The following is a 19,852-nucleotide window of genomic DNA, read 5'->3' as shown; positions in this document are numbered from 1 at the left end:
CCCTATTGTAAAACTTATGTTTAATATGGCTTTTTCAACAGAAGAGGTACTGTATGAACTTGAAATGAGGGATTTTTTAAAAATGATTAATAACATAAATCAACCAGCCTTTACGAAGCTGTGTTAATCGTCTTCATGTTTTTTAAATATTAATTTTCAAGTAGTTATTTGTACTCTCTAGGGAAGAGGGAGAATTTGGTCGGTATTTGTCTAAGGGCTTCTTTAGCTAAACTCCTTGAAAGTGTGTTCTATTGTCCATATAGGCAATAAGCACTCTATTGCTTAAAAAACTTTTCTTTATTTTTCGTATTGTGTATACTCGAAGGGAACTGAATAGCAATAACTAGGGGTGCCCAATAGCTTGGGCTGAGAAAGGGACGCGTTAAAGTTCCTTGACTCTTTGGACCTGATCTGGATCATACCAGCGTGGGGAAGTTGACAAGTGCACAGTTTTTTTGTGCAGAGACATTCGCGGTTAAAGCCGGTCCATTTTTATATGGGCCGGCTTTTTTACATACTAGGGAACTTCCCAGGTGCCAGATCTCGTCCCTCAATTTTTAAAAAAAGGGAGAGATTATCAGTGAAAACAGCAAAATCATTAAACCAGGACAGCATTTCGATTATGGCAAGCTTCTCTGGGAGCAAAAAAGTCTATGTGGAGGGCTCGCAGCCTGATATTAGGGTTCCGATGCGAGAGATTGAATTAAGTCCGACCAGCGGATCTTTTGGAGAGGAAACCAATGAGCCGGTTCGCGTATATGATACGAGCGGTCCCTATACGGATCCTGCTTATACACCCGATCTTAGAAAGGGTCTTCCTCCACTGAGGAGCAGGTGGATTCAGAGACGAGGGGATGTTGAAGCGTATGAGGGCCGGAAAATAAAGCCCGAGGACAATGGATACTCAAGTGAGCATGACCCGAGGGCAAATGATAAGGTTTTTCCGGACCTATCCCGTAAGCCATTGAGGGCGAAGGAAGGGAAGAATGTTACCCAGCTGCATTATGCCAAAAAGGGAATCATTACGCCGGAGATGGAGTTCATAGCGATACGGGAGAATATGGACCCGGAATTTGTGAGATCTGAAGTGGCAAGGGGCAGGGCCATCATTCCTTCCAATATCAATCATCCTGAGACTGAACCCATGATTATCGGCAGCAACTTTCATGTCAAAATAAATGCGAACATTGGGAACTCGGCCGTCTCCTCGTCCATTGAGGAAGAAGTGGAAAAAATGACGTGGGCTACCCGATGGGGTGCAGATACAATCATGGATTTGTCTACAGGAAAAAACATTCATACGACACGCGAATGGATTATCCGGAATTCAGCTGTTCCGGTTGGCACCGTTCCGATTTACCAGGCGCTTGAAAAAGTGAATGGCATTGCTGAGGACCTTAGCTGGGAAGTGTTCAAAGATACCCTGATTGAACAAGCTGAGCAAGGGGTTGACTACTTTACCATCCATGCAGGCGTCTTGTTGCGGTATGTTCCGCTGACTGCCAGACGATTGACTGGAATTGTCTCAAGAGGCGGTTCGATCATGGCTCAATGGTGCCTTCATCACCATAAAGAAAACTTCCTTTATACACACTTTGAAGAAATCTGCGAAATCATGAAGGCATATGATGTGGCCTTCTCTCTGGGAGATGGTTTGCGCCCGGGATCGATTGCTGATGCCAATGACGAGGCCCAATTTGCTGAGCTCAAAACACTTGGGGAGTTGACGAAGCTTGCGTGGAAGCATGATGTACAGGTAATGGTTGAGGGACCCGGGCATGTTCCGATGCATTTAATCAAGGAGAACATGGATAAGCAGCTGGAGATTTGCCAGGAAGCTCCATTTTATACACTAGGACCGCTAACCACTGACATCGCGCCGGGATATGACCACATTACATCTGCGATCGGAGCTGCGATGATCGGCTGGTACGGTACAGCTATGCTCTGTTACGTAACGCCAAAGGAACATTTGGGACTGCCGAACAAAGACGATGTGCGTGAGGGTGTGATCACCTACAAAATTGCCGCCCATGCCGCTGATCTGGCAAAGGGCCATCCTGGAGCGCAAAAAAGGGACGATGCCCTGTCGAAAGCCCGTTTTGAATTCCGTTGGAGAGATCAGTTCAATCTTTCATTGGATCCTGAACGCGCATTGGAATACCACGACGAAACATTGCCGGCTGAAGGTGCAAAAACTGCTCACTTCTGTTCTATGTGCGGACCTAAATTCTGCAGCATGAGAATCTCCCATGATATCCGGAACTATGCAAAAGAGCATAAGCTAGAGCCGGAGGACGCAATCAAGAGGGGACTTGTTGAAAAAGCAGAGGAATTTAAAAAAGCCGGAGGAAAGCTTTATCAATAAGAACTGATTAAAAAGGCGAGCCGCTTTCTATTTTTATCTAGTAATCTCTTAAGTCCGTCTTTTTGCGCCTATTTTCACACCTTTAAGTCGATGAATACATCGTTCAGGTAACTTTTTCCCAAACTCATGGAATGGTCATTTAGCATTTTTTACAGGTTTAATTGATTAGTAATTCCGTATGCGAAGGGGATAAATTGTCTATTAAGAGCCATTTCACTTTCTCTGTTGCGTTTCAATCATAAACTGGGGCCAGCGTGAATGTCACGATTAGTGTCGGGATGTGCTCATACGAAGTGGGCCTCGGTAAGGAAAACTTCTTCAAAGCAGCAGATGACAGCTTGTATCAAGCGAAAAGGAACGGCAAGAATCAAACCATAATCGCGGAAACATCCAAAAAAGAACCTGTGTAGACGACTCGAAACGGAGTCAATTACACAGGTATTTTGGTACATCATGTTTCTTTAATGAGGGTCGGGGAATACATTACACTTAAGGGTGTGAGACTACAGAACCGTCCCTCTGTCTAAAAGAAAATTATCTTCTTTTCACGTCTGCCAGCTTCATTTTACTCTCAGGCAGACTTGGCTTATGGTTGAAGCTGTAGGTTAAGTCCTGCTACCTTAGGGAGCGGGAGTATGATGACATAACTTGTCACACTACTCTAAAGTGGCTGTGCCAGGAAAATGAAAATTGACGAATTAATGAACTGCATTGTAGGATTTCTGGCCATCAGGTAGTATTAAGTTGTTCTTTTAACTTCAGATTTAGAAAGGTGGGTTGTGAAGGTTTTTAGTAAGTGAAAGCGCCTGGACTAACCTGGAAGTGGTTAGTTGACGAGGAAGAGGTTTATCGAACTTTCGGCGGATACCTCTCGGTTGGTTCGCACAACCGAAATTTCTTCTTTAAAACAGAGGGGCAATCCTTTGGACAAAGAGAAGGATATGCGAAAAATTATTGGGGCAGAAAAGCCCTTAAAGCGTTCTGCCCCTTCATTGGAGGATACTAACATGTGCGGAATTGTAGGATATATTGGGAATAAAGATACGAAGGAAATTTTATTGAAGGGTCTCGAGAAGCTTGAATACAGGGGATATGACTCCGCCGGAATTGCTGTCATGAATGGCGAGGGTGTTCATGTTTTTAAGGAAAAGGGCCGGATTGCTGATTTAAGAGCGATCGTAGATGAGAATATTGACGCTTCCATGGGGATTGGCCATACTCGCTGGGCGACACATGGTGTGCCGAGTAAAGTGAATTCGCATCCCCATCAAAGCGCTGAAGGGCGTTTTACACTTGTTCATAACGGAGTCATTGAGAATTACGATTTGTTGAAGCGTGAGTATTTGAGTGATGTTCCTTTTGCCAGTGAAACGGACACCGAAGTGATTGTGCAGTTGATGGAACGTTTTGTTTCGGAAGGACAGGAGGTTTTAACAGCCTTCCAGAAAACGCTTGATCTGCTTCAAGGATCCTATGCGCTTGCACTGATCGATAATGAGGACGATGAAACGATTTATGTCGCAAAGAATAAAAGCCCGTTACTCGTTGGATTAGGCGATGACTTCAATGTGGTTGCCAGCGATGCTATGGCGATGATCCAGGTTACGAACAGATATGTGGAAATTATGGATAAAGAAGTGGTCATTGTAAAAGCTGATCAAGTGCTGATTCAGGATCGAAATGGAGAAAGCATTGAACGAGAACCTTATCTCGCGGAAATTGATGCGACGGATATCGAGAAAGGTACGTATCCGCATTACATGTTAAAGGAAATTGATGAACAGCCTTTGGTGATGAGGAAGATTATCCAGACTTATCAAAATGAAGAGGGAAAGTTAACGATTGAACCCAACATTGTAAATGCAGTGAATGATTCGGATCGTATTTATATTATTGCTGCGGGTACATCGTATCATGCCGGACTGGTAGGAAAGCAATTCATTGAGACGATTGCTAAAAAGCCGGTTGAAGTCCATATTGCCAGCGAATTTGTCTATAATATGCCTTTGCTGTCTGCAAAGCCGTTGTTCATCTTTATTTCCCAAAGCGGGGAAACAGCTGACAGCCGCGCTGTGCTTGTAAAAGTGAAAGAATTAGGTTACCCTGCATTAACGATAACGAACGTTGCGGGATCAACTTTATCACGCGAAGCGGATTTTACCTTGCTCCTGCATGCAGGCCCTGAAATTGCTGTCGCTTCTTCCAAAGCGTATACAGCACAGCTTGCTGTTCTGGCCATCTTAGCGGATGTTTCCGCGCAGAGCCGTCAAATTCCAGTTAAGTTTGAGCTTTTAAGAGAACTTGGGATCATCGCGAATGCTATGGAAGTCCTTTGCGATTCCAAGGAAATTTTCGAACAAATCGCGACTGAGTTCTTGTCAGTAACACCTAATTGCTTCTTCATTGGCCGGGGCGTCGACTATTTTGTCGGTATGGAAGGAGCCCTGAAGCTGAAGGAAATTTCCTATATTCAGGCTGAAGGCTTTGCCGGTGGAGAATTAAAGCATGGAACCATTGCCTTGATTGAAGAAGGCACTCCAATCATTGCCCTGGCAACCCAGGAGAGTGTGAATTTAAGTATCCGCGGGAATGTCAAAGAAGTGGCAGCGCGAGGAGCAAACCCTTGTATCATCTCCATGAAGGGGCTGAATATGGATGAAGACAGCTTTGTCATCCCGAAAGTACATGAGGTGCTTACTCCGCTTATTTCAGTCATTCCACTGCAATTGATTGCTTACTACGCAGCTCTTCACAGGGGATGCGATGTTGATAAACCGCGCAATCTAGCCAAATCGGTGACGGTTGAATAATGATCATAAAGGACCGAAAAGCCATTCTTTGAATTAGGCTTTTTGGTCCCTTTTTAATTTTGTCAACAATCCTTTTGCCAAAATGCACTTTTCATTAAATTGAAACAGATTTGTAAACGCTTTAATATAAAACTATAAAGTTAATTCTTCTAATTGGAGGGGGAATCTAGATGAATGAATCTGTTGATAATAAACAAGATGTCAAAGTAAGGATACAAAAATTTGGTAGTTATTTAAGCGGCATGGTGATGCCGAATATCGGAGCCTTTATCGCATGGGGCTTGATTACGGCATTATTCATCCCGACTGGCTGGCTTCCGAATGAGGATCTGGCAAAGCTGGTTGGCCCAATGATCACATTCCTGCTGCCACTGTTGATTGGTTATACTGGCGGTAAGATGATTTATGATGTCCGAGGCGGTGTAGTCGGTGCGACAGCAACAATGGGTGTCATCGTCGGTACGGATATTCCCATGTTCCTTGGCGCAATGATCATGGGACCTATTGGCGGATGGGTGATCAAGAAGTTTGACCAGGCCATCCATGGAAAAGTAAAATCTGGTTTTGAAATGCTTGTCAATAACTTCTCAGCTGGTATTCTTGGCGGCCTTTTAACTTTATTGGCATATAAGGGAATCGGTCCAGTTGTACAAGGAATAAGCAATGTACTTGCAAGCGGCGTGGAAGCGATTATCAATGCAAAAATGCTGCCATTGGCTAACATCTTTATCGAACCAGCAAAAGTTTTATTCTTAAACAATGCAATCAATCACGGTATCTTAAGCCCATTGGCAATTGACCAGGCAGCAGATGCTGGGAAATCAATTCTGTTCTTGCTTGAAACAAACCCAGGACCTGGTTTGGGTATCCTGCTTGCATTCTGGTTATTTGGAAAGGGAACAGCAAAACAAACAGCACCTGGTGCAGTCATTATCCACTTCCTTGGTGGTATCCATGAGATTTACTTCCCGTATATCCTGATGAAGCCAATGCTGATCCTTGCTGCAATCGCGGGTGGTGTGAGCGGAGTGTTCACATTCAATCTTCTTGATGCAGGTCTAGTGGCAGCTCCATCACCAGGAAGTATCTTCGCATTACTTGCGATGACACCAAAAGGCGGTTATTTCGCAACTCTTGCTGGTGTAATCGTAGCCGCAGCCGTTTCATTCGCAGTTGCATCGCTGATCTTGAAAACAAGCAAGGCGACAGAGGAAGATTTGACTGCAGCTGCAGCTAAAATGGAAGAAATGAAAGGCAAGAAGAGCTCTGTTTCATCTGCATTAACAAGTGAGCCTGCTGAAGTGAAAGCTGTTGATGTCAACAAAATCGTGTTTGCCTGTGATGCAGGGATGGGTTCAAGTGCGATGGGCGCTGGAATCCTAAGAAATAAAGTCCAAAAAGCAGGACTTGATCAAACAGTCATCAATACTGCGATTAATAATCTTCCAGAGGACGCAGACATTGTTATTACACATAAAGATTTGACAGACCGTGCGAAGGCAAAACTGCCAAATGCTACTCATATTTCTGTTGAAAACTTCCTGAACAGTCCTAAATATGATGAATTGATCAATTCACTGAAAAAATAAGTAAAGAGCCCAGCCAGTTGTGGTTGGGCTTTTAACTTATTAAATCTTGTCAACAACTCAATTGACTAATTTTCGTTTATCATTTGTTGTATAAGGGGATTTTGCATTTTAAAATAGAATTGTCAGTATGAAATATCAATTTTGTCAACAACCTAAGAGGAGTTGGATTTCATCAGACGGGAGTGACCTTTATGTATATTTCAGCAAGAGAGAGACAGGTTTTAGAAATCTTGCTGACTGAAAAAGAAGAAATGACAGTGAAAGATCTCGCAGACAGGATTGGTGTAAGCGGAAGGACCGTTCATCGGGATTTGAAAAATATAGAAGATATCCTGGCGGAATATGAGCTTACCTTGCTGAAAAAAGCTGGGGTCGGCGTCCAAATATCTGGTGACCCAGAGAAAATACATCAATTGGAGCTTTTCCTGTTTAATCTTTTTCACACAGAATATACTCCAGACGAACGGCAGACAATCATCCTGTGTGAACTGTTGGAAACAAAGGGTCCGGTGAAGCTGCTCGGACTGGCCAATGACCTTAACGTCACGATTGCCACTGTCAGCACAGATTTATCAAAATTAGAGGACAAGCTGGAATCCTTCGGTTTGAGCCTGATTAGAAAAAGAGGGTATGGAGTCGAACTTGAGGGAGACGAAGCTGCAAAAAGGCGGGCTATGAGATACCTGATTTCGGCTCATCTGGATGAATCAGAAATCCTTTCCCTTGCAAGGGAGACCATCCAAAAGCGATCAACCCAGCAATTGAACACAATTTCTGATAGGCTGTTGGGCCTGGTCGAAAAGCAGAAGCTGCTGATTGTTGAAAAAGTAGTGGATTCCATCATACAGGAGCTGCCTTTTGCAATGGCGGACAGTGCCTATATTGGACTGGTTGTCCATCTTGCTCTGGCAATCGAAAGAATCCAAAAAGGTGAAGGAATTGCCATTAATCCATCTTATATGGAGGATCAGCAATCCTCAAAGGAATATAAATTCGCCGAAAAAATCGTTGCCCAATTGGAGCAGGTTTTCAATATCGGAATTCCTGAAGCAGAAGTGGCATACATCACCATGCACCTTAAGGGCGCGAAGCTAAGACATGATAATGAGTATCTGATGGAAGAATCAAACATGCAGGTTGCGCTAAAGGCGAAGCACCTGATTGATTATGTTGAAAAAAAAGTAGAAACAGAACTATCGGCGAACCGTTCATTATTTGAAGGGCTGGTCATGCATTTGAAGCCAGCGATGTACCGTATCAAACAGGGGATGGGCATCAGTAACCCTTTAACAGAGAAGGTTAAAAAGGATTATCCTAAACTGTTCTCGATCGTTAAACAGGCGGTAGAGGAAGTTTTCCCGGAACATCATGTTCCTGATGAGGAAGTTGGTTACCTTGTCATGCATTTTGGTGCAGCAGTACTGGGGCGCAGGGAACTTGCTGACTTTAAAACACTGGTCATCTGCTCGAGCGGCATCGGCACATCTAAAATGCTTGTCACCAGACTGCAAAAGGAATTTCCGGAGCTGAAGAATGTCCAAAATGTATCAGTCATGGAATTCAAAAAGTTGAAGCAATCTGATTACCAGCTCGTCATTTCGACGATTCCAATTCCTGATTACAATGACTACATCATTGTCAGTCCAATGCTGAACAAGGACGAAATTGAAAAGATTCGTTCTTTCATCAATAAATATAAACTCATCAACCGTTCCGATCGAAGTCTTCCTTTTTCGAGCCAAAAAACTGGAAAGACAAAAAACGCAATAAATTTCATTGAAGAACTACAGACTGTTCAAAAATATAGTGAAACGATCTCAAAACTTCTTTTGGGTTTTGAATTGGTTAAAATAAGGGAACGGAAAACTACTGATGAAATCCTAAATCAGGCTGTTCAACAGCTATACCGGAAAAAGGCAGTAGAACATATCGATCTTGTGGTAGATGCGCTGAAAGCAAGGGAACAATTAGGGGGATTAGGTATTCCGGGTACTGCCATGGCACTTTTTCATGCCCGTTCCCCGGGCGTCATTCACTCGAGCTTCACGATTTATTCCCTGGAGCATCCCATCATCACTGCTGGCATGGATGGTTCCCCAATGGGAGTCAGATTCCTGCTCTTGATGCTTTCTCCTGAGGAACCTGATGAAAAAACGCTTGAAGTGCTTAGCCATTTAAGTTCGTTGCTGATTGAAAGTGAAGAAAGTACAGCTATTTTCGAATCTAATGATGAAAATCAAATTTCATCCTATCTTTCAACCAGATTCGAGCAATTTTTCACCGAAAAAATAGAACATCTAAGGAGTGTATGAACATGTCATCAATTTTAACGAAAGAAAACATTCTATTAAATAAGTCTCTTAACACAAAGGAAGAAGCAATCAAGCTGACAGGCAGTGTCCTGGTCGAAAGAGGATATGTCGAACCCAGTTACATTGAAAAAATGATGGAAAGGGAAGAGCTTACATCAACTTATATGGGGAATTTCGTAGCGATCCCGCACGGCACGGAGGATTCCAAGCAGTTTGTTAAAGAATCTGGCATTTCGTTTGTACAGGTGCCAGAAGGCGTCGATTTCGGAGGAGGAAATATTGTCAAGCTTCTGATCGGTATTGCTGGCAAAAACGATGAGCACCTGAGCATCTTATCTAATATTGCGATCGTTTGCTCTGAAGAGGAAAATATCGAAAAGCTTATTTCAGCAAAATCACCAGAAGAAATTATAGAGATTTTTGAAGGAGTAAACTAATATGCTGGCAGTACACTTTGGAGCTGGGAATATCGGGCGGGGCTTTATCGGGAATTTATTATATCACTCAGGCTATGAAACGGTTTTTGTAGACGTTAACGCTGAAATTGTTAATTTGCTTAATGAAAAGAATGAGTATAAAGTGGTTCTCGCAGAGCCTGGCCAACAAGAAGATGTCATTAAGAATGTCAGAGCCATCAACAGCGCAGAGAATCCGGATCAAGTGATTCAGGCAATTGCAGAGGCTGATTTGGTCACAACTGCGATTGGGCCGAATATTCTTCCTTTGATTGCGGGATTGGTAGCTGAGGGCCTGCGCAAAAGGGCTGCGCAGTCTGACAGACCGCTGAACATCATTGCATGTGAGAATATGATTGGCGGAAGTTCCCTTTTAAAAGAGAAGGTATTTGAGAAATTATCGGAAGAGGAAATCGCTCAGTTTGACGGCCAGTTCGGATTCCCGGATTCAGCTGTCGACCGGATTGTCCCGAACCAGACGAATGAAGATAAATTGATGGTGAAGGTAGAACCATTCTATGAATGGGTAGTAGAAGAAACAAAGCTTGTCGGCGGAAAGCCGGAAATTAAGGGAATCACCTATGTTCAGGACCTGGTCCCTTATATTGAACGTAAATTGTTCACAGTAAATACGGGTCATGCACTGGCAGCCTATTTTGGTTATTACTTCGGGGAAGAAACCATTAATCAGGCAATGGAAAACCCTCATATCCGTGAGCTGGTTGAAGGTGCGCTGAACGAAAGCGGCGAGTTTCTAGTCAAAAAATACGGATTCAATGCTGAAGATCACGCTAAATACATTCAGAAGATTCTTCAGCGCTTCTCTAATTCGCACATCGTCGATGAAGTGACAAGGGTCGGCCGTTCCCCAATCAGGAAACTCGGTCCGAATGACCGCCTTGTAAGTCCGGCAAGACAGTATTCCGAGGTAGTCGCCAAAGAACCTGTCAACCTGCTAAAAGGAGTAGCCGCAGCTTTCTTATACGATTTCCAGGGTGACGAAGAAGCAGTTAAAATCCAGAACACAATTGAGGAAAATGGGTTTGAAAAAGCAATCGCAACTTTTACCCAGATTTCCCCGGAATCACCACTTTTCAACATTATAGTTGAACAGTATAAACGGTTGAAGGAAAGCAAATAAAAACGAGGACGGTTCTTCTGGTTCATGAAATGGTGAAAATAGCCAAACATGAAATCGAGAACCGTCTTTTCTGTAGAAGCAGAGTGCCAGTTCATGGAGGAACGGGTGCTTTTTTTTACTTTAATATCTTCACCAGAGCATGGGACGTAACCGATGCTTCTTTTTTCATATGAAGGGATTTATTCATAATGGGTTAAAATATGTATTTCATTAGACAGCAGAACAATCCCTTTGTAGCGAAAAGCACTGTGCCTATGTTTTTTATCATAAACCTTTTATTGATAGTGTATTGAATCAAGTGATACACTAATGGGTATGTGAGTTTTGAAAAAGGCAGGTGGTATTTATTGTGAGCAAGCGAAGTGCTATTAGTAATCTTTTTATATTATGTTCTCTTATATTCATTTTTATGGTTCCGCAACAAGTCTTTGCCCATGCGACGCTAAAGATGGCTGAGCCTGCCCCTGATAGTGAATTAACAGATTCCCCGGAAAAGATTGTTCTGACCTTCGATGAAAGGCTTGAAAACGAACTCTATTCGATTAAGGTCTTTAATGAAAAAGGGGAAATGGTTGTCAACGGCAAGCCGGAGATGAGCAAGGATCAAAAATTCATCACGCAGCCGTTGCCTGACCTGCCAGACGGGAATTATGTCATTTCCTATAGTGTCATTTCAGCGGATGGCCATCCCATAAAGAGTTCTTATGTCGTCTCCATAGGGGAAGAAACGGTCTTCAAAAGGGATATTAACCAGCAGGTCCTGGAAAAGCAAGAGAGCTCGGCTGCAGTTAATGTATTGAAGTCGTCGGTGAGGATCCTGTTTTATATGTCAATGATCCTGACGACTGGCTGGATCATATGGGGAGCCATACATACTTTGGAAAAAGAAATGAAGCCATCCTTTAGACAGCGGGCGTTTCGATTGCAAATTGCCCTGTTGATCACCACTGTGGGATTGGTATTCGTCCAATTATCCGATTTGGTTGATCACTGGACACTGACTGAAATCGGGTCGGTTCTGACAGGGACAACAGTCGGGTTGTCCCTGGTCGCTTCTGTGCTTTTGTCTCTATTAGGTTTACCGCTACTGCTTCGTTTCAAATGGCTCGACTTGATTTGGGTATTGGCGGTGATGTCAGCAAAGAGTTTTAACGGACATGCTGCCGCCTTTGAAACGGAAATCCGCTCGATGTCATTGCAGCTGGATGTCGTCCATTTACTCGCAGCCGCGATATGGGCAGGAGGCATCCTGTATATTCTGGCCTACTGGAAAAAGCAGAGGGAACACGTTGGCCAATTCCTTCCATTCTTTTCGCAGGTTGCTCTGATCAGCATGCTGATCCTGATTTTAACGGGAGTGTCTTACACGTTAATCTTCTTGCCGGAGCTCAATTATCTGCTCCATGCACTATGGGGAAAACTGCTTCTAGTCAAAGTTGGCCTGGTCACACTTGTGTTCATGATTGGCGCACTTTTACGCCATAGTATGAAAAAGAAAAAAGAAGGTTCACTCAGCATCCTGGTGAAAATCGATTTCAGTGTGATGGTCATCATTTTAGGGATTGTTGGTGTCTTAACCCACTTGAATCCACTTCCGGAAAATGAACCTTTGGATTGGAAAAATGAAGATCAATATATTGATTTCACGACATCGATCTCACCGAAGGCACCTGGCTACAATCATTTTAAAGTGACCGCAAATGCGCAGAAAGAAAACCTGGAGATTAAAAGGATTGAACTATTTTTAATCTATCAAGACAACCTTGAAATCCAACCGATTCAAGTTCCTTTTTCCGAAATCGAACAATCCAGGAAAGTCCAATTCAAGATCAATGGCTCGTATCTGCCAATTGAAGGGAACTGGACAGCGGAGCTTCGAATAATAGATTCCGAGGATAATGAAAAGGTGTTCCATAAGGATTTTATTGTTTATTAAAATGAAGATATAGGAGATTCCATCATGAAAAAAATTTTAACCTTAACGATCGCAATGATTGGTGCAATCATACTTTTTGCCGGTGCGGCAAGCGCGCATGTATCCGTTCAGCCTCAGGAGACTTCACAAGGGAATTATGAAGTCTTCACTGTCCGGGTTCCTTCTGAAAAAGAGGATGCCCAAACGACGAAAGTGGAAGTGAAATTCCCTGAAGAGGTGAACATCACCCGCTTTGAAGACAAACCAGGCTGGACATATGAAGTGCAAAAAGATGACACTGGAAAAATAACAAGTGTTGTGTGGGCAGCGGAAGAAAAAGGCCTGTCAGCAACTGAATTCGTTCAATTCAACATCCAGGGAAAAGTTGGCGATGAAGCGACTGAAATCGTTTGGAAAGCCTATCAAACCTACAGCGATGGCAGTACAGTGGAATGGATCGGGGCACCTGACGCAGACAAGCCAGCTTCAGTGACAACAGTAAATCCCGCTGATGGATCTTCGGATCACGGACATGGAGCTGCAGCAGCTGAGCCATCCAAAGACCACAATGCTGCTGGAGACCTAGCAAATGACACGGAAGCAAAATCGGCAACAAACAATTTGCCGCTTTACCTTTCGATCGCTGCTTTGATTGCAGGATTGCTGGCACTGGTTATTTCTTTGAAAAAAAGAGGATAATTTGAAGAGGGAGCATGGGGGACGTACCCTGTGCTCCCTTTTGGCGTTAATGGGCCTGAAATCTATCTTGTTATTCCAAGGCCCGTATCGCCATATTGATAATAAAAATAAAACAAGAAAAAAATAGTGTTGGTGATTAACACCATATTGAAAAGAGATTTTGAAACTCTTATTTTCCACAGTAAAAATACAATGAAGAAATTGATCAGCACAGGCACAAACGTATAGGTCATTCTTTCATCTATGAGAGAAAGTGCGTTTGGACTCAGCCAGTAAATGAACCGATCAGACAGCTGAGCAATGATGGAAAAAATGATGAGGAACCAAAATATAAACAAAAGAATTGCTTTTTTCATGAATCCCCCAGCTCTCTAATTAATCTACCTTCAAATGCTTCAATGCTTCTCTCCGGCTCAAGTTTGACAGAGGATATGTATTGGTTATTTCGATCACTTTCTCCGGGTCTTGTTTAGCGTACTCCCTTAATGCCCAGCCAATCGCTTTGTTGATAAAGAATTCCTTGGTGTGGCATGTTCTTGAGATGATATCCTCTAGCATAGCCACGTCCGTTTTTTCTTTATATCCCAGTTGGAATAAGATGCAAGAACGGATCAGCCAGATGTTCTCGGAGGCAATCCACCTGTCGACGATCGGCTGCCTGGTAAGCGGGAACTTTTCAAGATAATAACCGAAATGTTTTTTCGCAATATGGTCGATCGTGTCCCACCAGGGCTTGGTCGTGATGATGTATTTTAACAGGGAAAGATCCTCTTCTGTGAACTGTTTCTTCATCAAATCCAACAAGAGAAGACCGGCCATCTGCATCTCTCTTTCTTCCAGCTCCCAGAGAGAAGTGATGACCTCGTGTAATTCTTCTTTAGCTGGCAAGCCATGATTCTTCACGTGCTGCTTGAATACTTCTTTCAGCTGCGGCGCTCTCAAACCAATAAAGCTGAACTGATTCCGCATGTAATTGGATAGCCTGATTGCTTCTTCTTCATTCTGGTGTTTTAAAGCAGCCTGGTATAAAGCTTTAACATAGTTTTCCATATAAGTTCCACCAATTTCATGTTTTATTGTCTTTTATCAAAGGGCGGCTCTATCTCTTACCGAGTCATCCCACAAATAGCATTTTACATACTTTTCCTTTCCCTGAGCAACCTATAAAAAAATGAATGGAGATCAGGGGGCTTCACAATGAATTTGGATGATGTGATTTTAGCGCGTGAAAAAATGAAGGGGATTGTGCATTCGACCCCTCTTGATTATTCTAAAACATTTAGCACCCTCTCGAATAATGAAATTTTCTTGAAGCTTGAAAATCTGCAAAAGACAGGTTCCTTCAAGGTGAGAGGCTCATATAACAAACTGATTTCTTTGTCACCTGAAGAGCTTCAAAAGGGAGTGGTGGCGGCTTCTGCGGGAAACCATGCTCAGGGTGTTGCGTATTCGAGCCAGATGCTTGGCATTCCATGTACCATTGTCATGCCGAAAGGGGCTCCACTTAGCAAAGTACTGGCAACGCGGCAATATGGTGCCGAAGTCATCCTGGAAGGTGCCGTTTTTGATGAAGCTCTGGCCTATGCACTGGAGCTGAAAGACAAGCTAGGCGCTACTTTTATCCATGCCTTTGATGATGAGGCAGTCATTGCCGGGCAGGGAACAGTGGGATTAGAGATTCTTGATCAACTTCCAGACGTTGAGGCGATCATCTGCCCTGTTGGCGGTGGCGGCCTTATAGCAGGTGTTGCGATGGCGGTAAAGGAGAAGAATCCTGAAATTAAGGTATATGGAGTCCAGACACTTGCTTGTCCGAGCATGAAACAGTCATTAAAAGAAAACCGGCCAGTTGCTGTTGAAGCTGCTCCCACAATGGCAGATGGAATTGCTGTCCAGAAACCCGGGCAGAAGACTTTTGAGATCATTAGAGAGTATGTAGATGGCATTTTTTGTGTGGATGAAATGGAAATCGCCAGGACCATGCTTCTCGTCCTGGAGAGGAACAAACTGCTGGTTGAAGGATCGGGGGCAAGCCCGCTTGCAGCATTGCTATATGACAAGGCGAATCTTAGCGGCAAGAAGATTGCTGCAATTTTAAGCGGGGGAAATGTAGATGTCAATTTCATCTCCCGAATTATTGAACGCGGGTTGGTTGAATCAGGAAGATTTGCACATTTTACGATGACCTTAAAAGATAAGCCTGGAGAATTACAAAGAGTGTTAAGTTCCGTAACCGAGATGGACGCGAACGTGCAATTTGTCAATCTGCACCGGATCGGCAAGCATATCTATCCGGGTTATGCGCTGGTGGAAATCTCAGTAGAAACAAAAGACCATGCACATATCGAGCAGCTTTATAAGACTCTAAAGAGCCAGGGGTATCAGCTGCAATTAGAGGAATAACCATGGGTGAAAATGAGACCTGCGACGATTTCAGGTCTATACAAGAATAACTATTTAGGTTTCCTGCTGAGACAGCGGAACCTTTTATTTTTTTCTCCTCCTCAGTTTCTCCAGGTAAAGAGCCATGCCTATGTATATGGAAAACAGTAGAAACAGGAATAAGGGGGTGGACAGTGAATCCATCGAATCACCTCCTATTTCAAATCATGTAACGCTGGATGAAAAAACAAAAGGAGAATCGCAATAATGGGTGCCGACACTAGGAATGCTGCCAGAGCGTTTTTGTAGTGGATCCGAATGACAGTAAACGTTATGATGTTAAACAATAAAGACCACCAGGTACTCCAGCCATTTTCATAAACAAAGAGTCCCTTTGTTTTAAACAGATATTCAATCACAGAGAAATAGGCCACCCAGACCATCAAATACAAAAATCCTCTGCCTTTTTCTTTTGGAAAATATTCAAGATAAAGCATCAAGACGACAGGGATAATGAAAAATGTGAAGGCAATCTCGATCAGAGTGTGGTTTAACCAGTCTACTGTAACAGCTTTATACTTCCATAAAGTATGTTGATAGAAGAGGAAGTTATACAGAAGGTTACAGATAATATAGAACTGAATTGTTGGGTAGTACTCTTTCCACTTTTTCCACTTAACGAATTTTATTGCAAATATGATATAAACAACAATAACCACTAATAAATACATTTCTGAAAAAACCTCTTCTAGCTTTTAGTAGAATTCTTTCCAATGAGAGCCTTCCTTAGACTTGATGAGTTATAGGGAAGTTCCCAGCTTTACTCTAAAAGAGCAAGCGGACAGCAAAAACCTTCCCGGTGTCCTTGTGAAAAAACTTAATAGTATAATGGACGAACAAGGTTTGATCCCAATTGGGCTACTAGATACTTAAGGAGTTGGATGAAACTATGGGCGGAAAAGTGATCAAGTGGGGGATTTTAGGAACAGGTGGAATCGCCAGTGCATTCGCGAGGGATTTAGAGTTTGCTAAAAATACCGAGAAGCTTGCAGTTGGTTCTCGTACAAAAGAGAGTGCGGAAAAGTTTGCGGAGGAGCATGGCATTGCCAGGGCTTATGGAAGCTACGAAGAACTGGTGCAGGATCCGGATGTCGATGCCATTTACATTGCGACGCCGCATCCTTTTCACAAAGAAAATGCAATGGCCTGTCTTCGTGCTGGCAAGGCTGTGCTTTGCGAGAAGCCTTTTACCATCAATAGCGGAGAGCTGGAAGAAGTCATTCAGTTTGCCAGAGAGCAAAAGCTTTTCTTGATGGAGGCAATGTGGACAAAGTTCCTGCCGCCGATTTTAAAAGTGAGAGAATGGATCGACAGCGGGGAGATTGGTGAAGTCCTGATGGTGAAAGCGGATTTTGGCTTCCGTGCACCGTGGGAACCCGAGCGCCGATTGCTGAATCCGGCCCTTGGTGGAGGGGCCTTGCTTGATGTAGGGATTTATCCAGTAACCTTTGCAACCATGATCTTCGGAACCAACCCAGAGAAAATCTTGAGTACGGCACATATTGGTGAAACGGGTGTCGATGAACAGTTTTCCATTCTCATGTCCTATCCTTCTGGAAAAACCGCTACCCTCAATGGGGCATTCCGGATTGATTTAACGAATGAAGCTCACATCTATGGAACAGAAGGATCTATTCGAATTCCATCTTTCCATAGTGCCAAATCTGCCTGCTTATATAAGAATGGTGAGGAAGCAGAGACATTCAAGGATGACCGGCAATCAGCAGGATATGCATTTGAAATAGAAGAAGTAGGAAGATGCCTGAATCAAGGACTGTTAGAAAGCCCAGTCGTGCCGCTTGATGAATCCTTGAAAATCATGAAGCTGATGGATGAAATCAGGGGGCAGTGGGGATTGAAGTATCCGGGTGAGTGGTGGTGAATAGGGAAATTAGGAGGACGTGAAAAACGTCTTTGTATCCTCATTGCGCGGTGACTAACAATGGGAAGCTTTGGCTATAAAAATTAATAGGATGATCATAAAAGCAATGGAGACTAAATTCCATTGCTTTTTCTATTGCTGTTGGGGAGGTCTTAATGTGTGAAGGTAAATGGAAAAAAGCTGAAAAAATTCAGTTGAATCATGTTATCCTAATATTGACAATTATACGACGGAGCAAACATAAAGGAGTGAGTTATCGTTGAGCACAAAACAGGATGAGGTTGTTACGACTAAACTTTCCTCCAAACAACGGCTGATTAAACTACAGGAAGTGTTAAGAAAATATACAGATGAAGAAAACCAATTTAAATTGGATGGGATTCTGGATTTATTTTACGAAGAGTTTATGATTCATGCCGGAAAAAAGGCAATTCGTGATGATTTGAAGGAGTTGGAGGAGTCCGATTTATTTGATGTGACGGTGAACCAGGAGAAGGACGGGGTGGAGAAGTACTACAGCCATCAGCAGCGGTTGTTTGAAATCCATGAGCTGCGCCTGCTGATCGATGCGGTTTCATCCGCGAAATTTATTTCCACCAAGGAAACCGAGGATTTGGTGGATAAAATCAAGCTGCTGACAAGCATCCATCAGGCTAAGCAACTGGGGAATCGGATTGTTTTATCCGAGAACTCCAAGAATGAAAATACGAAAATTAAATATTCAATTCATATGCTACACACGGCGATTCTTGAAAACCGTTATATTCAGTTCAAATATGGACGATATAACCTGGAAAAGAAATTCAAGCTGAGCAATAACGGTAATTTTTATCAGCTAAAGCCATATGCGCTTGTGTGGCATAATAACTTTTATTATTTGATTGGTGAATTCCTGCCGACTGAGGAAATCCGCCATTACCGTGTTGACCGGATGAGAGAGGTTGCGGCCCTGGAGGAAACCTTTGTCCCGGATCCGGGGTTTGATGTCTCGAAGTATACTGAAAAATTGTTTCATATGTATTCCGGGGAAGAAGCGCTGGTCGAGATCGAGTTTAACGCGGATTTAATCAATGTCGTGATTGACCGGTTCGGACGCGGCGTAAATATTCGCCCAGTCGGAGACGATAAATTCAGGATTTCCACCCAAGCCATCATCAGCGATGGACTCGTCAGGTGGCTGATGACCTGGGGCAGCGATGCCAAGGTCATGACCCCGCCAACACTTGTGGAAAGAATAAAAGAAGAGGTTGAAAGGTTTTATAAAGTGTATCAGTAACACCTGCAATCTCGCAGGTGTTTTTCTATTTTCTGCGCCCAAAAAGAAGGGGCGTTGTCAACTAAGGTCGCAGCTTTCAGGGTTCTGTGCCCGAAAAGAAGGATCGTTATCAAATACGGTCGCAGCTTTCGTGGTTCTGCGCCCGAAAAAAAGGATCGTTGTCAAATACGGTCACACCTTTCGAGGTTTTGCGCCCAAAGAGAAGAAGAGTCATCACTTACGGTCGCAGATTTGTGACCCTTCCCGTTTTTGGTAAGGGTGGGCTGGAAAAACGTTGTAAAATGACTTTATCAATTGATTAACCCATTTAATACAAGGAGGATGAACTGGAATGAAAAAGATGTTTTTGGTTTTAGGAACCATTTTTCTGATGGTCATGTTGGCTGCCTGTGGAGCAGATTCGGCAAAGAATGAGCTGGAAAAGAATGATACAAACAAGGCGGAAGCGAAGACAGGGGATAAGGCATCAAAAGCTGATGAGGATCAAGAAGATGAGGAAGAAGAAAAGGCGGAAGATATTTGGACATATTATGATAACGCCAAATGGTCTGATGATTATAATGGACTGAAATTGGAAGTCCAAAAGGTCGTTGTGAGTGATAAAGCCCCCACTATGGATGATGAAAATGCTAATGCCTCTGCGGTTGGAGTAAAGTTCAGGATGGAAAATACGACAGATGGAAAGTTCACTTTTTATCCAGACCAGGCTGTTTTGGTTACAAGTACTGGTGAACAGATCGACATGCCTGATATGTGGGTGTCTGATTCTATTGGAGGAGAAATTGATAAAGGTGTAATTAAAGAAGGAAATATCATCTGGTACCTGGAACGAGGTAATGCCGAAGCAATTGAATGGATCAAGATGAGTTTTACCGGGCACCAGGGTGACGAAGATGATTTTGAAGCTGAGACCAAGGAGTACGAGTTCGAAATCAAATTGAAGTAAGGATATCACAACAGGAG

The 19,852-nt window shown here is 43.2% G+C and carries 16 protein-coding genes and 1 riboswitch; of the genes, 13 read left to right on the top strand and 3 right to left on the bottom strand.

Annotated features, from left to right (window positions below):
• The first annotated feature begins 335 nt into the window (after positions 1-335).
• Positions 336-450: riboswitch (TPP riboswitch) on the top strand.
• A gap of 172 nt (positions 451-622) precedes the next feature.
• The 9 genes from thiC to FS736_RS05860 all read left to right on the top strand — a co-directional run bounded on the left by thiC (position 623) and on the right by FS736_RS05860 (position 13,289).
• Positions 623-2,368 carry a phosphomethylpyrimidine synthase ThiC gene (gene thiC / locus FS736_RS05900; protein WP_144475561.1) on the top strand — a complete coding sequence of 582 codons (1,746 nt, stop codon included), beginning with the start codon at positions 623-625 and terminating at the stop codon, positions 2,366-2,368.
• Between the two features lie 254 nt (positions 2,369-2,622).
• Complete coding sequence (locus FS736_RS05895; RefSeq protein WP_144475424.1) at positions 2,623-2,778, top strand: diguanylate cyclase; 156 nt, start codon at positions 2,623-2,625, stop codon at positions 2,776-2,778.
• A 597-nt stretch (positions 2,779-3,375) separates the two neighbouring features.
• Positions 3,376-5,178 carry a glutamine--fructose-6-phosphate transaminase (isomerizing) gene (glmS, locus tag FS736_RS05890; protein ID WP_144475423.1) on the top strand — a complete coding sequence of 601 codons (1,803 nt, stop codon included), beginning with the start codon at positions 3,376-3,378 and terminating at the stop codon, positions 5,176-5,178.
• A 170-nt stretch (positions 5,179-5,348) separates the two neighbouring features.
• Complete coding sequence (locus FS736_RS05885; RefSeq protein WP_144475422.1) at positions 5,349-6,767, top strand: PTS mannitol transporter subunit IIBC; 1,419 nt, start codon at positions 5,349-5,351, stop codon at positions 6,765-6,767.
• Between the two features lie 191 nt (positions 6,768-6,958).
• Complete coding sequence (locus FS736_RS05880) at positions 6,959-9,079, top strand: BglG family transcription antiterminator (protein ID WP_144475421.1); 2,121 nt, start codon at positions 6,959-6,961, stop codon at positions 9,077-9,079.
• A 2-nt stretch (positions 9,080-9,081) separates the two neighbouring features.
• Entirely contained in the window at positions 9,082-9,516 is a 435-nt protein-coding gene (locus FS736_RS05875) for a PTS sugar transporter subunit IIA (RefSeq protein ID WP_395883497.1), read from the top strand.
• Between the two features lies 1 nt (position 9,517).
• Complete coding sequence (locus tag FS736_RS05870) at positions 9,518-10,675, top strand: mannitol-1-phosphate 5-dehydrogenase (RefSeq protein ID WP_144475419.1); 1,158 nt, start codon at positions 9,518-9,520, stop codon at positions 10,673-10,675.
• A gap of 349 nt (positions 10,676-11,024) precedes the next feature.
• Positions 11,025-12,611: a copper resistance CopC/CopD family protein gene (locus tag FS736_RS05865; protein ID WP_144475418.1), complete on the top strand. Its 1,587-nt coding sequence runs from the start codon at positions 11,025-11,027 to the stop codon at positions 12,609-12,611.
• A 24-nt stretch (positions 12,612-12,635) separates the two neighbouring features.
• On the top strand, positions 12,636-13,289 hold the full coding sequence (locus FS736_RS05860) for a YcnI family copper-binding membrane protein (RefSeq protein WP_144475417.1): 654 nt from the start codon (positions 12,636-12,638) through the stop codon (positions 13,287-13,289).
• 62 nt (positions 13,290-13,351) lie between these two features.
• On the opposite strand, the gene FS736_RS05855 is transcribed toward FS736_RS05860, so the two are convergent.
• On the bottom strand, positions 13,352-13,645 hold the full coding sequence (locus FS736_RS05855) for a hypothetical protein (RefSeq protein ID WP_144475416.1): 294 nt from the start codon (positions 13,643-13,645) through the stop codon (positions 13,352-13,354).
• Between the two features lie 19 nt (positions 13,646-13,664).
• Positions 13,665-14,339, bottom strand: coding sequence for a DNA alkylation repair protein (locus FS736_RS05850; protein WP_144475415.1), 675 nt, complete (start codon positions 14,337-14,339; stop codon positions 13,665-13,667).
• Positions 14,340-14,486: 147 nt separating this feature from the next.
• Between FS736_RS05850 and ilvA the strand changes: the two genes are divergently transcribed.
• Entirely contained in the window at positions 14,487-15,692 is a 1,206-nt protein-coding gene (gene ilvA, locus FS736_RS05845; RefSeq protein ID WP_144475414.1) for a threonine ammonia-lyase, read from the top strand.
• Positions 15,693-15,886: 194 nt separating this feature from the next.
• On the opposite strand, the gene FS736_RS05840 is transcribed toward ilvA, so the two are convergent.
• Entirely contained in the window at positions 15,887-16,402 is a 516-nt protein-coding gene (locus FS736_RS05840; RefSeq protein WP_144475413.1) for a CBO0543 family protein, read from the bottom strand.
• Positions 16,403-16,620: 218 nt separating this feature from the next.
• On the opposite strand from FS736_RS05840, the gene FS736_RS05835 reads away from it, so the two are divergent.
• The 3 genes from FS736_RS05835 to FS736_RS05825 all read left to right on the top strand — a co-directional run bounded on the left by FS736_RS05835 (position 16,621) and on the right by FS736_RS05825 (position 19,835).
• Positions 16,621-17,613 carry a Gfo/Idh/MocA family protein gene (locus FS736_RS05835; RefSeq protein WP_144475412.1) on the top strand — a complete coding sequence of 331 codons (993 nt, stop codon included), beginning with the start codon at positions 16,621-16,623 and terminating at the stop codon, positions 17,611-17,613.
• Positions 17,614-17,872: 259 nt separating this feature from the next.
• Positions 17,873-18,889 (top strand): helix-turn-helix transcriptional regulator, encoded by a 1,017-nt coding sequence (locus tag FS736_RS05830; RefSeq protein ID WP_144475411.1) that lies wholly within the window; start codon positions 17,873-17,875, stop codon positions 18,887-18,889.
• 331 nt (positions 18,890-19,220) lie between these two features.
• The gene (locus FS736_RS05825) at positions 19,221-19,835 is read left to right on the top strand and encodes a hypothetical protein (RefSeq protein WP_144475410.1); all 615 of its coding nucleotides are present in this window, start codon (positions 19,221-19,223) and stop codon (positions 19,833-19,835) included.
• Positions 19,836-19,852: the final 17 nt, after the last annotated feature.

It is taken from the genome of Cytobacillus oceanisediminis 2691 (assembly GCF_007678455.1).
Taxonomy (GTDB): domain Bacteria; phylum Bacillota; class Bacilli; order Bacillales; family Cytobacillaceae; genus Mesobacillus; species Mesobacillus oceanisediminis_A.
The sequence above is the reverse complement of the archived record's forward strand: the minus strand, read 5'-3'. Positions and strand labels throughout refer to the sequence as shown.

Bases quoted from the DNA above. Each gene is read 5' to 3' on its own strand.
- FS736_RS05835 (WP_144475412.1), top strand. From the start codon at position 16,621: ATGGGCGGAAAAGTGATCAAGTGGGGGATTTTAGGAACAGGTGGAATC.
- thiC (WP_144475561.1), top strand. From the start codon at position 623: ATGGCAAGCTTCTCTGGGAGCAAAAAAGTCTATGTGGAGGGCTCGCAG.
- FS736_RS05860 (WP_144475417.1), top strand. From the start codon at position 12,636: ATGAAAAAAATTTTAACCTTAACGATCGCAATGATTGGTGCAATCATA.
- FS736_RS05880 (WP_144475421.1), top strand. From the start codon at position 6,959: ATGTATATTTCAGCAAGAGAGAGACAGGTTTTAGAAATCTTGCTGACT.
- glmS (WP_144475423.1), top strand. From the start codon at position 3,376: ATGTGCGGAATTGTAGGATATATTGGGAATAAAGATACGAAGGAAATT.
- FS736_RS05875 (WP_395883497.1), top strand. From the start codon at position 9,082: ATGTCATCAATTTTAACGAAAGAAAACATTCTATTAAATAAGTCTCTT.
- FS736_RS05855 (WP_144475416.1), bottom strand. From the start codon at position 13,645: ATGAAAAAAGCAATTCTTTTGTTTATATTTTGGTTCCTCATCATTTTT.
- FS736_RS05825 (WP_144475410.1), top strand. From the start codon at position 19,221: ATGAAAAAGATGTTTTTGGTTTTAGGAACCATTTTTCTGATGGTCATG.
- FS736_RS05840 (WP_144475413.1), bottom strand. From the start codon at position 16,402: ATGTATTTATTAGTGGTTATTGTTGTTTATATCATATTTGCAATAAAA.
- FS736_RS05870 (WP_144475419.1), top strand. From the start codon at position 9,518: ATGCTGGCAGTACACTTTGGAGCTGGGAATATCGGGCGGGGCTTTATC.
- FS736_RS05850 (WP_144475415.1), bottom strand. From the start codon at position 14,339: ATGGAAAACTATGTTAAAGCTTTATACCAGGCTGCTTTAAAACACCAG.
- FS736_RS05885 (WP_144475422.1), top strand. From the start codon at position 5,349: ATGAATGAATCTGTTGATAATAAACAAGATGTCAAAGTAAGGATACAA.
- ilvA (WP_144475414.1), top strand. From the start codon at position 14,487: ATGAATTTGGATGATGTGATTTTAGCGCGTGAAAAAATGAAGGGGATT.